This window comes from Vagococcus martis (genome assembly GCF_002026305.1).
Taxonomy (GTDB): domain Bacteria; phylum Bacillota; class Bacilli; order Lactobacillales; family Vagococcaceae; genus Vagococcus; species Vagococcus martis.
The window spans coordinates 1-17,388 of sequence record NZ_MVAB01000003.1; the positions used below are offsets into that span (position 1 = coordinate 1).

The following is a 17,388-nucleotide window of genomic DNA, read 5'->3' on the forward strand; positions in this document are numbered from 1 at the left end:
TGTATCCCTTGGGGCTCTAATGCTCAACTGGTGTCTAAAAGAGGTTTAAAAGAGGTTTAAAAAAGATTATAAAAAAGGTCGACTATTTTTCCCACCTAAAAACCCACTCTTTTTTAAATTGATCTATGCGTAACATGAAAAAAATAAAAAATGAGTGAGAGAAAACCACTCTCACATTCCACTCACGCAGTCGCTACACGCTCCTTTGCTAAAACCTAAAACATTTCTCTAAGGAAATAATTCAATAGTATTAAAATGCAAAAAAAGAACTGTTTAAGCTCATCTAGATAAAATCTTAGTTTAATAAATAAAGCGTCTTTCAGACGGTCAGGGTAAACCCTAACAACCCTAAAGTAATTATCTAAAGATTATGCTATATTATTAATGCACTTAGCCCATTTCTATTTGAAAGGGGGGCTAGACATATGTTAAAACAATTCATCTTGTTATTCATCACGACTGTTTTTACTACAGTAATTACAGTTATAACTACAAAGTTATTAAATCGTTGGTTTGACGATGAAGATGATGATTAAAGGCATGAGTGCCAACAAACCCACACGCTAGAACTTCGCACTAGCGACAAAAAAAGCCACTACCTCATCACAGGTAGTGGCTTTTGTGCTAGACATACTAGCAATTCATCTTGTTTTCGCACTCTTATTATATCATGATTTACAAAGATAAATCAAAAAGTTAACATAAATCAAATTACATCTAGTTATCCTTTCATTTTTAGGATATATAAATAAAATATTTATCCAATTATAATAGTTCTTGGAACAAATATACTTAATATTCTAATTATAGTTTTTTAAATAACCAACGTTATAAATCGTATTAGGCAAAAGCTAATAATGCCATACTTGAAACTTAATTTTAAATGATCGTTTTACTTTGTATTTCTTCTAAGGGTAATTTTTTTAATAGCCAAGGCATGCTCAGTTCAATTTCTAATTGTACAATAGGTTTCAGCTAGTGACCTGGGTGAAATGGATATGCTTTCAGTAAATCCAATTCCTATATTATTAAATTTAACAAAATTTGGAGTGGAAACTTCTTTACTATGCTCTATCCAAAATGGAGGTCCATTAATTATTTTTCCTGAAAAATGATAGAAGACACTATAATGGTGAAAGCCATCATCATCTTCAAATAAGTGCCAAACCTCAGCTTCTTTTTTAGGATTAATACCAAAAGACCTAAATAATATTAGTAGATAAGTCTAAGTAATCACATGCCAAACAATAGTTTTTACAATAATTACATTTTACAGGCATTAGTAATATAAGCTCCTTTTGAATAAAATATTTTGTCTTTTTATAATTGGAAGAAATAGAATAACCTGCTATATGAATGTTCATACATAATAAACTCACTTTCTACTAATTATTAAATATCACCTTTCCATTTCACTAAATCAATAAAAGAAAATTTTTACCACTAATCAACAGCTTGTGATTAGTGTAAAATTTATTAATTATGCTGTGACATTTTTCCAGAATCATTACATAAGTTGTTTAATGAATTATGTATCGAACCTACACCTCAACATAAAAAAATGAACAATTGTAAAATCTCACTAAGTTAAAACACCTCATTCACTCACAAGTTAATTAAAATTACTCCTAAATTATATCAAGAGGAATTATAAATTCTTTGTAGATTTAATGAATGATTTTAGTTAATTTGCACGAAGTCGATTGGAAAAAACACGCGTACTGCACGTGGCGGGAATAGCTTTAGTGTTACTCTTATTGCAATTTGTAGTCTTTTTAAAGTTATCATAATGATAGGTCAGCAGTATTAATAATACTAGTTTTATTATAATAAAACTAGTATTATTAATACATTCAATGTATTGTTTATATCAATCAAAATAAAATAGAAAGGACGTTAGTTATTGTGCGATTTTTAAAATGGTTATTTTTTATTTTAGGCACATTAATTACATTAATTAATATTCCTAAATTTTGTATCAATTATTTTTAGATTTTTTAATCCCCAAAATAATTTTGGAGAATTAATTGGAGAATTAGTTGGTTCTATAGCTATACCGTGTGTATTTTTCGTACTATTTTTTATATTACAGAATAATCAAAAGTAAAAAATATAATAAATGTGTACAAGTAATATACCTGTGATGCTAATTAACTTTGGCAAATGTAAATGCAAAAATTAGTTATTTAATTGATTGCTTAACATAATCTCGCTTTAAAGAAGTTACACATCTACCAACACATCGAGACACCCACTTTGTGAATCTCAACTGGTCTACCTAAAAATGAAAAAAGAAGCCTTGAAAATAGGGCTTCTTTTTTTGTTGAATTTGTGAAAGGTGACGAAAGAAAATGGAGTCACCTGTTATTCTTTTTCTGTCTGGCGACAAGAACACTCAATGATATTGAGTGTCGTTTAACTATCCGATAATCGATTTGCCTGATCGGATGAAAAAAGAAAAGGGATTGATTCCTTTTCTTTTCCCCGTAGTCTAATCTAAAGACTATATTCTGTATGCAAACTAATAGCCTTATAGGATAGCAGCAAGTAGGTTATATTGTGTACACAATAGACTACTTGGCAGGGAAAAAGTCTTTTTCCCTTGCATCCCTTTTAAAACATCCTAAGAACGAATAAATTAACTTAAAAAAAAGAGCCTCTAGTGAGTTCTTTTTGAGTTAATCAAATCCTTTTTGAAGAGTATTTAATACCTCTTGTTTCCAATGATCTTCTTCAACTTGTTTTGTTTCTTTTTTTTCTGTGCCAAAAAGTCTGCCTCATGAGTGCCAATTTTTAAGCCTAAAACTTTATCTTTAGCGACCCATTTTTCTTTTTTGGGAAAGGTCACCATTGTGTTCAATGTTAAATAGCTTAATGCGTAAATCTTCTTGTTGTCCCTTAGAAAAATCATCCGCATTTTTTTGCTTCAGCTTTAAAAGAAAATTGATAACCAATGACTGGCTTACCTCGTCCCTTTCCGTATTTCTTTTTGATGGTTAAACCTCTAAAAGAGGTGTTAGTTCTTCTTTTATTGGTTTTAGGACTGTTCTATCGATTTCTCCTAAATTTTTTTTGATAACTTTTTGGGACATCTAATAATTCAAAAAAGTCTTCTTTTGAGAAATAAGCATAGCCAGTAGTTCTAAATTGTTTTAGTAATCGAAACATAGTTTTAGAATAACTACTTTGTAAATCGGTAAATTGTCTTAAAGAGTATCTAACCCACTCATCTAAATTATTTAGTAACGGAATAGCTTTTTCGTGAATTTGAATTTCTGCATAAGGAGTATCTACTTTGCCATTTATTTTAAATTCATTGAAACATAACAAAACGTTCTCGTTCTAGTCCATCGGAACTTCTGCGTCCAAATCGTAAATCCATTAACTTGTCATAAGTACTCTCTAAATCATCAATAAAGCGATTATTTGCGGTTGCTTTATAATTACTCAAATCTTTTAATTGATCAAAAGAAAAAGCAACTTTTTTCTCACCCTTTTCTCTCATCCTGGAAACGATAGAAAAAAATAGATTCATCTCTACAGCAGAGAATTTTCTTAAAGGAATAGTATTTAATTCTGTATGGTATTTTTACTAATTCATTGGTCAAAATATCACATCCTAACTATTTATATGTAATATCATAATATAGTCCATACAAATAATCCATATATAAACTCCATACAAACAGACAAAACTCCATACATAAACAGACAAAACTCCATACATAAACAGACAAAACTCCATACATAAACAGACAAAACTCCATGCAAACATCTCTGTATCCCTTGGGCTCTAATGCTCAACTGGTGTCTAAAAGAGGTTTAAAAGAGGTTTAAAAAAGATTATAAAAAAGGTCGACTATTTTTCCCACCTAAAAACCCACTCTTTTTATTAAATTGATCTATGCGTAACATGAAAAAAAATAAAAAATGAGTGAGAGAAAACCACTCTCACATTCCACTCACGCAGTCGCTACACGCTCCTTTGCTAAAACCTAAAACATTTCTCTAAGGAAATAATTCAATAGTATTAAAATGCAAAAAAGAACTGTTTAAGCTCATCTAGATAAAACTCTTAGTTTAATAAATAAAGCGTCTTTCAGACGGTCAGGGTAAACCCTAACAACCCTAAAGTAATTATCTAAAGATTATGCTATATTTATTAATGGCACTTAGCCCATTTTCTATTTGAAAGGGGGGCTAGACATATGTTAAAACAATTCATCTTGTTATTCATCACGACTGTTTTTACTACAGTAATTACAGTTATAACTACAAAGTTATTAAATCGTTGGTTTGACGATGAAGATGATGATTAAAGGCATGAGTGCCAACAAACCCACACGCTAGAACTTCGCACTAGCGACAAAAAAAAGCCACTACCTCATCACAGGTAGTGGCTTTTGTGCTAGACATACTAGCAATTCATCTTGTTTTCGCACTCTTATTATATCATGATTTACAAAGATAAATCAAAAAGTTAACATAAATCAAATTACATCTAGTTATCCTTTCATTTTTAGGATATATAAATAAAATATTTATCCAATTATAATAGTTCTTGGAACAAATATACTTAATATTCTAATTATAGTTTTTTAAATAACCAACGTTATAAATCGTATTAGGCAAAAGCTAATAATGCCATACTTGAAACTTAATTTTAAATGATCGTTTTACTTTGTATTTTCTTCTAAGGGTAATTTTTTTAATAGCCAAGGCATGCTCAGTTCAATTTCTAATTGTACAATAGGTTCAGCTAGTGACCTGGGTGAAATGGATATGCTTTCAGTAAATCCAATTCCTATATTATTAAATTTAACAAAATTTGGAGTGGAAACTTCTTTACTATGCTCTATCCAAAATGGAGGTCCATTAATTATTTTTCCTGAAAAATGATAGAAGACACTATAATGGTGAAAGCCATCATCATCTTCAAATAAGTGCCAAACCTCAGCTTCTTTTTTAGGATTAATACCAAAAGACCTAAATAATATCTTAGTAGATAAGTCTAAGTAATCACATGCCAAACAATAGTTTTTACAATAATTACATTTACAGGCATTAGTAATATAAGCTCCTTTTGAATAAAATAATTTTGTCTTTTTATAATTGGAAGAAATAGAATAACCTGCTATATGAATGTTCATACATAATAAACTCACTTTCTACTAATTATTAAATATCACCTTTCCATTTCACTAAATCAATAAAAGAAAATTTTTTACCACTAATCAACATAGCTTGTGATTAGTGTAAAATTTATTAATTATGCTGTGACATTTTTCCAGAATCATTACATAAGTTGTTTAATGAATTATGTATCGAACCTACACCTCAACATAAAAAAATGAACAATTGTAAAATCTCACTAAGTTAAAACACCTCATTCACTCACAAGTTAATTAAAATTACTCCTAAATTATATCAAGAGGAATTATAAATTCTTTGTAGATTTAATGAATGATTTAGTTAATTTGCACGAAGTCGATTGGAAAAAACACGCGTACTGCACGTGGCGGGAATAGCTTTGTGTTACTCTTTTGCAATTTGTAGTCTTTTTAAAGTTATCATAATGATAGGTCAGCAGTATTAATAATACTAGTTTTATTATAATAAAACTAGTATTATTAATACATTCAATGTTTGTTTATATATCAAAATAAAATAGAAAGGACGTTAGTTATTGTGCGATTTTTAAAATGGTTATTTTTTATTTTAGGCACATTAATTACATTAATTAATATTCCTAAATTTGTATCAATTATTTTTAGATTTTTTAATCCCCAAAATAATTTTGGAGAGAATTAATTGGAGAATTAGTTGGTTCTATAGCTATACCGTGTGTATTTTCGTACTATTTTTTATATTACAGAATAATCAAAAGTAAAAAATATAATAAATGTGTACAAGTAATATACCTGTGATGCTAATTAACTTTGGCAAAATGTAAATGCAAAAATTAGTTATTTAATTGATTGCTTAACATAATCTCGCTTTAAAGAAGTTACACATCTACCAACACATCGAGACACCCACTTTGTGAATCTCAACTGGTCTACCTAAAAATGAAAAAAGAAGCCTTGAAAATAGGGCTTCTTTTTTTGTTGAATTTGTGAAAGGTGACGAAAGAAAATGGAGTCACCTGTTATTCTTTTTCTGTCTGGCGACAAGAACACTCAATGATATTGAGTGTCGTTTAACTATCCGATAATCGATTTGCCTGATCGGATGAAAAAAGAAAAGGGATTGATTCCTTTTCTTTTCCCCGTAGTCTAATCTAAAGACTATATTCTATGCAAACTAATAGCCTTATAGGATAGCAGCAAGTAGGTTATATTGTGTACACAATAGACTACTTGGCAGGGAAAAAAGTCTTTTTCCCTTGCATCCCTTTTTAAAACATCCTAAGAACGAATAAATTAACTTAAAAAAAAGAGCCTCTAACAGTGAGTTCTTTTTTGAGTTAATCAAATCCTTTTGAAGAGTATTTAATACCTCTTGTTTCCAATGATCTTCTTCAACTTGTTTTGTTTCTTTTTGTTTCTGTGCCAAAAAGTCTGCCTCATGAGTGCCAATTTTTAAGCCTAAAACTTTATCTTTAGCGACCCATTTTTCTTTTTGGGAAAGGTCACCATTGTGTTCAATGTTAAATAGCTTAATGCGTAAATCTTCTTGTTGTCCCTTAGAAAAATCATCCGCATTTTTTGCTTCAGCTTTAAAAGAAAATTGATAACCAATGACTGGCTTACCTCGTCCCTTTCCGTATTTCTTTTTGATGGTTAAACCTCTAAAAAGAGGTGTTAGTTCTTCTTTTATTGGTTTTAGGACTGTTCTATCGATTTCTCCTAAATTTTTTTGATAACTTTTTGGGACATCTAATAATTCAAAAAAGTCTTCTTTTGAGAAATAAGCATAGCCAGTAGTTCTAAATTGTTTTAGTAATCGAAACATAGTTTTAGAATAACTACTTTGTAAATCGGTAAATTGTCTTAAAGAGTATCTAACCCACTCATCTAAATTATTTAGTAACGGAATAGCTTTTTCGTGAATTTGAATTTCTGCATAAGGAGTATCTACTTTGCCATTTATTTTAAATTCATTGAACATAACAAAACGTTCTCGTTCTAGTCCATCGGAACTTCTGCGTCCAAATCGTAAATCCATTAACTTGTCATAAGTACTCTCTAAATCATCAATAAAGCGATTATTTGCGGTTGCTTTATAATTACTCAAATCTTTTAATTGATCAAAAGAAAAAGCAACTTTTTTCTCACCCTTTTCTCTCATCCTGGAAACGATAGAAAAAAATAGATTCATCTCTACAGCAGAGAATTTTCTTAAAGGAATAGTATTTAATTCTGTATGGTATTTTACTAATTCATTGGTCAAAATATCACATCCTAACTATTTATATGTAATATCATAATATAGTCCATACAAATAATCCATATATAAACTCCATACAAACAGACAAAACTCCATACATAAACAGACAAAACTCCATACATAAACAGACAAAACTCCATACATAAACAGACAAAACTCCATGCAAACATCTCTGTATCCCTTGGGGCTCTAATGCTCAACTGGTGTCTAAAAGAGGTTTAAAAGAGGTTTAAAAAAGATTATAAAAAAGGTCGACTATTTTTCCCACCTAAAAACCCACTCTTTTTATTAAATTGATCTATGCGTAACATGAAAAAAAATAAAAAATGAGTGAGAGAAAACCACTCTCACATTCCACTCACGCAGTCGCTACACGCTCCTTTGCTAAAACCTAAAACATTTCTCTAAGGAAATAATTCAATAGTATTAAAATGCAAAAAAAGAACTGTTTAAGCTCATCTAGATAAAACTCTTAGTTTAATAAATAAAGCGTCTTTCAGACGGTCAGGGTAAACCCTAACAACCCTAAAGTAATTATCTAAAGATTATGCTATATTTATTAATGGCACTTAGCCCATTTTCTATTTGAAAGGGGGGCTAGACATATGTTAAAACAATTCATCTTGTTATTCATCACGACTGTTTTTACTACAGTAATTACAGTTATAACTACAAAGTTATTAAATCGTTGGTTTGACGATGAAGATGATGATTAAAGGCATGAGTGCCAACAAACCCACACGCTAGAACTTCGCACTAGCGACAAAAAAAGCCACTACCTCATCACAGGTAGTGGCTTTTGTGCTAGACATACTAGCAATTCATCTTGTTTTCGCACTCTTATTATATCATGATTTACAAAGATAAATCAAAAAGTTAACATAAATCAAATTACATCTAGTTATCCTTTCATTTTTAGGATATATAAATAAAATATTTATCCAATTATAATAGTTCTTGGAACAAATATACTTAATATTCTAATTATAGTTTTTTAAATAACCAACGTTATAAATCGTATTAGGCAAAAGCTAATAATGCCATACTTGAAACTTAATTTTAAATGATCGTTTTACTTTGTATTTTCTTCTAAGGGTAATTTTTTTAATAGCCAAGGCATGCTCAGTTCAATTTCTAATTGTACAATAGGTTCAGCTAGTGACCTGGGTGAAATGGATATGCTTTCAGTAAATCCAATTCCTATATTATTAAATTTAACAAAATTTGGAGTGGAAACTTCTTTACTATGCTCTATCCAAAATGGAGGTCCATTAATTATTTTTCCTGAAAAATGATAGAAGACACTATAATGGTGAAAGCCATCATCATCTTCAAATAAGTGCCAAACCTCAGCTTCTTTTTTAGGATTAATACCAAAAGACCTAAATAATATCTTAGTAGATAAGTCTAAGTAATCACATGCCAAACAATAGTTTTTACAATAATTACATTTACAGGCATTAGTAATATAAGCTCCTTTTGAATAAAATAATTTTGTCTTTTTATAATTGGAAGAAATAGAATAACCTGCTATATGAATGTTCATACATAATAAACTCACTTTCTACTAATTATTAAATATCACCTTTCCATTTCACTAAATCAATAAAAGAAAATTTTTTACCACTAATCAACATAGCTTGTGATTAGTGTAAAATTTATTAATTATGCTGTGACATTTTTCCAGAATCATTACATAAGTTGTTTAATGAATTATGTATCGAACCTACACCTCAACATAAAAAAATGAACAATTGTAAAATCTCACTAAGTTAAAACACCTCATTCACTCACAAGTTAATTAAAATTACTCCTAAATTATATCAAGAGGAATTATAAATTCTTTGTAGATTTAATGAATGATTTTAGTTAATTTGCACGAAGTCGATTGGAAAAAACACGCGTACTGCACGTGGCGGGAATAGCTTTAGTGTTACTCTTATTGCAATTTGTAGTCTTTTTAAAGTTATCATAATGATAGGTCAGCAGTATTAATAATACTAGTTTTATTATAATAAAACTAGTATTATTAATACATTCAATGTATTGTTTATATATCAAAATAAAATAGAAAGGACGTTAGTTATTGTGCGATTTTTAAAATGGTTATTTTTTATTTTAGGCACATTAATTACATTAATTAATATTCCTAAATTTGTATCAATTATTTTTAGATTTTTTAATCCCCAAAATAATTTTGGAGAATTAATTGGAGAATTAGTTGGTTCTATAGCTATACCGTGTGTATTTTTCGTACTATTTTTTATATTACAGAATAATCAAAAGTAAAAAATATAATAAATGTGTACAAGTAATATACCTGTGATGCTAATTAACTTTGGCAAAATGTAAATGCAAAAATTAGTTATTTAATTGATTGCTTAACATAATCTCGCTTTAAAGAAGTTACACATCTACCAACACATCGAGACACCCACTTTGTGAATCTCAACTGGTCTACCTAAAAATGAAAAAAAGAAGCCTTGAAAATAGGGCTTCTTTTTTTGTTGAATTTGTGAAAGGTGACGAAAGAAAATGGAGTCACCTGTTATTCTTTTTCTGTCTGGCGACAGAACACTCAATGATATTGAGTGTCGTTTAACTATCCGATAATCGATTTGCCTGATCGGATGAAAAAAGAAAAGGGATTGATTCCTTTTCTTTTCCCCGTAGTCTAATCTAAAGACTATATTCTGTATGCAAACTAATAGCCTTATAGGATAGCAGCAAGTAGGTTATATTGTGTACACAATAGACTACTTGGCAGGGAAAAAAGTCTTTTTCCCTTGCATCCCTTTTAAAACATCCTAAGAACGAATAAATTAACTTAAAAAAAAGAGCCTCTAACAGTGAGTTCTTTTTTGAGTTAATCAAATCCTTTTTGAAGAGTATTTAATACCTCTTGTTTCCAATGATCTTCTTCAACTTGTTTTGTTTCTTTTGTTTTCTGTGCCAAAAAGTCTGCCTCATGAGTGCCAATTTTTAAGCCTAAAACTTTATCTTTAGCGACCCATTTTTCTTTTTGGGAAAGGTCACCATTGTGTTCAATGTTAAATAGCTTAATGCGTAAATCTTCTTGTTGTCCCTTAGAAAAATCATCCGCATTTTTTTGCTTCAGCTTTAAAAGAAAATTGATAACCAATGACTGGCTTACCTCGTCCCTTTCCGTATTTCTTTTTGATGGTTAAACCTCTAAAAGAGGTGTTTAGTTCTTCTTTTATTGGTTTTAGGACTGTTCTATCGATTTCTCCTAAATTTTTTTGATAACTTTTTGGGACATCTAATAATTCAAAAAAGTCTTCTTTTGAGAAATAAGCATAGCCAGTAGTTCTAAATTGTTTTAGTAATCGAAACATAGTTTTAGAATAACTACTTTGTAAATCGGTAAATTGTCTTAAAGAGTATCTAACCCACTCATCTAAATTATTTAGTAACGGAATAGCTTTTTCGTGAATTTGAATTTCTGCATAAGGAGTATCTACTTTGCCATTTATTTTAAATTCATTGAACATAACAAAAACGTTCTCGTTCTAGTCCATCGGAACTTCTGCGTCCAAATCGTAAATCCATTAACTTGTCATAAGTACTCTCTAAATCATCAATAAAGCGATTATTTGCGGTTGCTTTATAATTACTCAAATCTTTTTAATTGATCAAAAAGAAAAAGCACTTTTTTTCTCACCCTTTTCTCTCATCCTGGAAACGATAGAAAAAAATAGATTCATCTCTACAGCAGAGAATTTTCTTAAAGGAATAGTATTTAATTCTGTATGGTATTTTACTAATTCATTGGTCAAAATATCACATCCTAACTATTTATATGTAATATCATAATATAGTCCATACAAATAATCCATATATAAACTCCATACAAACAGACAAACTCCATACATAAACAGACAAAACTCCATACATAAACAGACAAAACTCCATACATAAACAGACAAAACTCCATGCAAACATCTCTGTATCCCTTGGGGCTCTAATGCTCAACTGGTGTCTAAAAGAGGTTTAAAAGAGGTTTAAAAAGATTATAAAAAAGGTCGACTATTTTTCCCACCTAAAAACTCTTTTTAAAATGCATGAAAAAAAAAAAAAAATGAGTGAGAGAAAACCACTCTTCCACTCACGCAGTCGCTACACGCTCCTTTGCTAAAACTAAAACATTTCTCTAAGGAAATAATTCAATAGTATTAAATGCAAAAAAAGAACTGTTTAAGCTCATCTAGATAAAACTCTTAGTTTAATAAATAAGCGTCTTTCAGACGGTCAGGGTAAACCCTAACAACCCTAAAGTAATTATCTAAAGATTATGCTATATTATTAATGGCACTAGCCCATTTTCTATTTGAAAGGGGGGCTAGACATATGTTAAACAATTCATCTTGTTATTCATCACGACTGTTTTTTACTTACAGTAATTACAGTTATAACTACAAAGTTATTAAATCGTTGGTTTGACGATGAAGATGATGATTAAAGGCATGAGTGCCAACAAACCCACACGCTAGAACTTCGCACTAGCGACAAAAAAAGCCACTACCTCATCACAGGTAGTGGCTTTTGTGCTAGACATACTAGCAATTCATCTTGTTTTCGCACTCTTATTATATCATGATTTACAAAGATAAATCAAAAAGTTAACATAAATCAAATTACATCTAGTTATCCTTTCATTTTTAGGATATATAAATAAAATATTTATCCAATTATAATAGTTCTTGGAACAAATATACTTAATATTCTAATTATAGTTTTTAAATATAACCAACGTTATAAATCGTATTAGGCAAAAGCTAATAATGCCATACTTGAAACTTAATTTTAAATGATCGTTTTACTTTGTATTTTCTTCTAAGGGTAATTTTTTTAATAGCCAAGGCATGCTCAGTTCAATTTCTAATTGTACAATAGGTTCAGCTAGTGACCTGGGTGAAATGGATATGCTTTCAGTAAATCCAATTCCTATATTATTAAATTTAACAAAATTTGGAGTGGAAACTTCTTTACTATGCTCTATCCAAAATGGAGGTCCATTAATTATTTTTCCTGAAAAATGATAGAAGACACTATAATGGTGAAAGCCATCATCATCTTCAAATAAGTGCCAAACCTCAGCTTCTTTTTTAGGATTAATACCAAAAGACCTAAATAATATCTTAGTAGATAAGTCTAAGTAATCACATGCCAAACAATAGTTTTTACAATAATTACATTTACAGGCATTAGTAATATAAGCTCCTTTTGAATAAAATAATTTTGTCTTTTTATAATTGGAAGAAATAGAATAACCTGCTATATGAATGTTCATACATAATAAACTCACTTTCTACTAATTATTAAATATCACCTTTCCATTTCACTAAATCAATAAAAGAAAATTTTTTACCACTAATCAACATAGCTTGTGATTAGTGTAAAATTTATTAATTATGCTGTGACATTTTTCCAGAATCATTACATAAGTTGTTTAATGAATTATGTATCGAACCTACACCTCAACATAAAAAAATGAACAATTGTAAAATCTCACTAAGTTAAAACACCTCATTCACTCACAAGTTAATTAAAATTACTCCTAAATTATATCAAGAGGAATTATAAATTCTTTGTAGATTTAATGAATGATTTTAGTTAATTTGCACGAAGTCGATTGGAAAAAAACACGCGTACTGCACGTGGCGGGAATAGCTTTAGTGTTACTCTTATTGCAATTTGTAGTCTTTTTAAAGTTATCATAATGATAGGTCAGCAGTATTAATAATACTAGTTTTATTATAATAAAACTAGTATTATTAATACATTCAATGTATTGTTTATATATCAAAATAAAATAGAAAGGACGTTAGTTATTGTGCGATTTTTAAAATGGTTATTTTTTTATTTTAGGCACATTAATTACATTAATTAATATTCCTAAATTTGTATCAATTATTTTTAGATTTTTTAATCCCCAAAATAATTTTGGAGAATTAATTGGAGAATTAGTTGGTTCTATAGCTATACCGTGTGTATTTTTCGTACTATTTTTTATATTACAGAATAATCAAAAGTAAAAAATATAATAAATGTGTACAAGTAATATACCTGTGATGCTAATTAACTTTGGCAAAATGTAAATGCAAAAATTAGTTATTTAATTGATTGCTTAACATAATCTCGCTTTAAAGAAGTTACACATCTACCAACACATCGAGACACCCACTTTGTGAATCTCAACTGGTCTACCTAAAAATGAAAAAAGAAGCCTTGAAAATAGGGCTTCTTTTTTTGTTGAATTTGTGAAAGGTGACGAAAGAAAATGGAGTCACCTGTTATTCTTTTTCTGTCTGGCGACAAGAACACTCAATGATATTGAGTGTCGTTTAACTATCCGATAATCGATTTGCCTGATCGGATGAAAAAAGAAAAGGGATTGATTCCTTTTCTTTTCCCCGTAGTCTAATCTAAAGACTATATTCTGTATGCAAACTAATAGCCTTATAGGATAGCAGCAAGTAGGTTATATTGTGTACACAATAGACTACTTGGCAGGGAAAAAGTTTCTTTTTCCCTTGCATCCCTTTTAAAACATCCTAAGAACGAATAAATTAACTTAAAAAAAAGAGCCTCTAACAGTGAGTTCTTTTTTGAGTTAATCAAATCCTTTTTGAAGAGTATTTAATACCTCTTGTTTCCAATGATCTTCTTCAACTTGTTTTGTTTCTTTTTGTTTCTGTGCCAAAAAGTCTGCCTCATGAGTGCCAATTTTTAAGCCTAAAACTTTTATCTTTAGCGACCCATTTTTCTTTTTGGGAAAGGTCACCATTGTGTTCAATGTTAAATAGCTTAATGCGTAAATCTTCTTGTTGTCCCTTAGAAAAATCATCCGCATTTTTTGCTTCAGCTTTAAAAGAAAATTGATAACCAATGACTGGCTTAACCTCGTCCCTTTCCGTATTTCTTTTTGATGGTTTAAACCTCTAAAAAGAGGTGTTAGTTCTTCTTTTATTGGTTTTAGGACTGTTTCTATCGATTTCTCCTAAATTTTTTTGATAACTTTTTTGGACATCTAATAATTCAAAAAAGTCTTCTTTTGAGAAATAAGCATAGCCAGTAGTTCTAAATTGTTTTAGTAATCGAAAACATAGTTTTAGAATAACTACTTTGTAAATCGGTAAATTGTCTTAAAGAGTATCTAACCCACTCATCTAAATTATTTAGTAACGGAATAGCTTTTTCGTGAATTTGAATTTCTGCATAAGGAGTATCTACTTTGCCATTTATTTTAAATTCATTGAACATAACAAAACGTTCTCGTTCTAGTCCATCGGAACTTCTGCGTCCAAATCGTAAATTCCATTAACTTGTCATAAGTACTCTCTTAAATCATCAATAAAGCGATTATTTGCGGTTGCTTTATAATTACTTCAAATCTTTTAATTGATCAAAAGAAAAAGCAACTTTTTTCTCACCCTTTTCTCTCATCCTGGAAACGATAGAAAAAAATAGATTCATCTCTACAGCAGAGAATTTTCTTAAAGGAATAGTATTTAATTCTGTATGGTATTTTACTTAATTTCATTGGTCAAAATATCACATCCTAACTATTTTATATGTAATATCATAATATAGTCCATACAAATAATCCATATATAAACTCCATACAAACAGACAAAACTCCATACATAAACAGACAAAAACTCCATACATAAACAGACAAAAACTCCATACATAAACAGACAAAACTCCATGCAAACATCTCTGTATCCCTTGGGGCTCTAATGCTCAACTGGTGTCTAAAAGATGGTTTAAAAGAGTTTAAAAAGATTATAAAAAAGGTCGACTATTTTTCCCACCTAAAAACCCACTCTTTTTATTAAATTGATCTATGCGTAACATGAAAAAAAATAAAAAATGAGTGAGAGAAAACCACTCTCACATTCCACTCACGCAGTCGCTACACGCTCCTTTGCTAAAACCTAAAACATTTCTCTAAGGAAATAATTCAATAGTATTAAAATGCAAAAAAAAGAACTGTTTAAGCTCATCTAGATAAAACTCTTAGTTTAATAAATAAAGCGTCTTTCAGACGGTCAGGGTAAACCCTAACAACCCTAAAGTAATTATCTAAAGATTATGCTATATTTATTAATGGCACTTAGCCCATTTTCTATTTGAAAGGGGGGCTAGACATATGTTAAAACAATTCATCTTGTTATTCATCACGACTGTTTTTACTACAGTAATTACAGTTATAACTACAAAGTTATTAAATCGTTGGTTTGACGATGAAGATGATGATTAAAGGCATGAGTGCCAACAAACCCACACGCTAGAACTTCGCACTAGCGACAAAAAAAGCCACTACCTCATCACAGGTAGTGCTTTTGTGCTAGACATACTAGCAATTCATCTTGTTTTCGCACTCTTATTTATATCATGATTTTACAAAGATAAATCAAAAAGTTAACATAAATCAAATTACATCTAGTTATCCTTTCATTTTTAGGATATATAAATAAAATATTTATCCAATTATAATAGTTCTTGGAACAAATATACTTAATATTCTAATTATAGTTTTTTAAATAACCAACGTTATAAATCGTATTAGGCAAAAGCTAATAATGCCATACTTGAAACTTAATTTTAAATGATCGTTTTTACTTTTGTATTTTCTTCTAAGGGTAATTTTTTTAATAGCCAAGGCATGCTCAGTTCAATTTCTAATTGTACAATAGGTTCAGCTAGTGACCTGGGTTGAAATGGATATGCTTTCAGTAAATCCAATTCCTATATTATTAAATTTAACAAAATTTGGAGTGGAAACTTCTTTACTATGCTCTATCCAAAATGGAGGTCCATTAATTATTTTTCCTGAAAAATGATAGAAGACACTTATAATGGTGAAAGCCAATCATCATCTTCAAATAAGTGCCAAACCTCAGCTTCTTTTTTAGGATTAATACCAAAAGACCTAAATAATATCTTAGTAGATAAGTCTAAGTAATCACATGCCAAACAATAGTTTTTACAATAATTACATTTACAGGCATTAGTAATATAAGCTCCTTTTGAATAAAATAATTTTGTCTTTTTATAATTGGAAGAAATAGAATAACCTGCTATATGAATGTTCATACATAATAAACTCACTTTCTACTAATTATTAAATATCACCTTTCCATTTCACTAAATCAATAAAAGAAAATTTTTTACCACTAATCAACATAGCTTGTGATTAGTGTAAAATTTATTAATTATGCTGTGACATTTTCCAGAATCATTACATAAGTTGTTTAATGAATTATGTATCGAACCTACACCTCAACATAAAAAAATGAACAATTGTAAAAATCTCACTAAGTTAAAACACCTCATTCACTCACAAGTTAATTAAAATTACTCCTAAATTATATCAAGAGGAATTATAAATTCTTTGTAGATTTAATGAATGATTTTAGTTAATTTGCACGAAGTCGATTGGAAAAAACACGCGTACTGCACGTGGCGGGGAATAGCTTTAGTGTTACTCTTATTGCAATTTGTAGTCTTTTAAAGTTATCATAATGATAGGTCAGCAGTATTAATAATACTAGTTTTATTATAATAAAACTAGTATTATTAATACATTCAATGTATTGTTTATATATCAAAATAAAATAGAAAGGACGTTAGTTATTGTGCGATTTTTTAAAATGGTTATTTTTTATTTTAGGCACATTAATTACATTAATTAATATTCCTAAATTTGTATCAATTATTTTTAGATTTTTTAATCCCCAAAATAATTTTGGAGAATTAATTGGAGAATTAGTTGGTTCTATAGCTATACCGTGTGTATTTTTCGTACTATTTTTTATATTACAGAATAATCAAAAGTAAAAAATATAATAAATGTGTACAAGTAATATACCTGTGATGCTAATTAACTTTGGCAAAATGTAAATGCAAAAATTAGTTATTTAATTGATTGCTTAACATAATCTCGCTTTAAAGAAGTTACACATCTACCAA

At 29.3% G+C, this 17,388-nt stretch carries 4 protein-coding genes and 4 pseudogenes; all 8 read right to left on the bottom strand.

Annotation, left to right across the window (positions count from 1 at the left end; all coding sequences use genetic code 11):
* Positions 1-2,678: 2,678 nt before the first annotated feature.
* A pseudogene (locus BW731_RS12250) lies at positions 2,679-3,608 on the bottom strand (replication initiation protein).
* Between the two features lie 1,068 nt (positions 3,609-4,676).
* Positions 4,677-5,150 (bottom strand): hypothetical protein, encoded by a 474-nt coding sequence (locus tag BW731_RS12255; protein WP_079348697.1) that lies wholly within the window; start codon positions 5,148-5,150, stop codon positions 4,677-4,679.
* 1,312 nt (positions 5,151-6,462) lie between these two features.
* Positions 6,463-7,392: pseudogene (locus tag BW731_RS12260) on the bottom strand (replication initiation protein); the annotation flags it as partial.
* 1,069 nt (positions 7,393-8,461) lie between these two features.
* Complete coding sequence (locus BW731_RS12265) at positions 8,462-8,935, bottom strand: hypothetical protein (protein ID WP_079348697.1); 474 nt, start codon at positions 8,933-8,935, stop codon at positions 8,462-8,464.
* Between the two features lie 1,320 nt (positions 8,936-10,255).
* A pseudogene (locus BW731_RS12275) lies at positions 10,256-11,186 on the bottom strand (replication initiation protein).
* Positions 11,187-12,226: 1,040 nt separating this feature from the next.
* The gene (locus tag BW731_RS12280) at positions 12,227-12,700 is read right to left on the bottom strand and encodes a hypothetical protein (protein ID WP_079348697.1); all 474 of its coding nucleotides are present in this window, start codon (positions 12,698-12,700) and stop codon (positions 12,227-12,229) included.
* A gap of 1,790 nt (positions 12,701-14,490) precedes the next feature.
* Positions 14,491-14,886 (bottom strand): annotated as a pseudogene (locus BW731_RS12945) (replication initiation protein).
* Positions 14,887-16,269: 1,383 nt separating this feature from the next.
* On the bottom strand, positions 16,270-16,512 hold the full coding sequence (locus tag BW731_RS12305) for a hypothetical protein (RefSeq protein ID WP_079348707.1): 243 nt from the start codon (positions 16,510-16,512) through the stop codon (positions 16,270-16,272).
* Between the last annotated feature and the right edge of the window lie 876 nt (positions 16,513-17,388).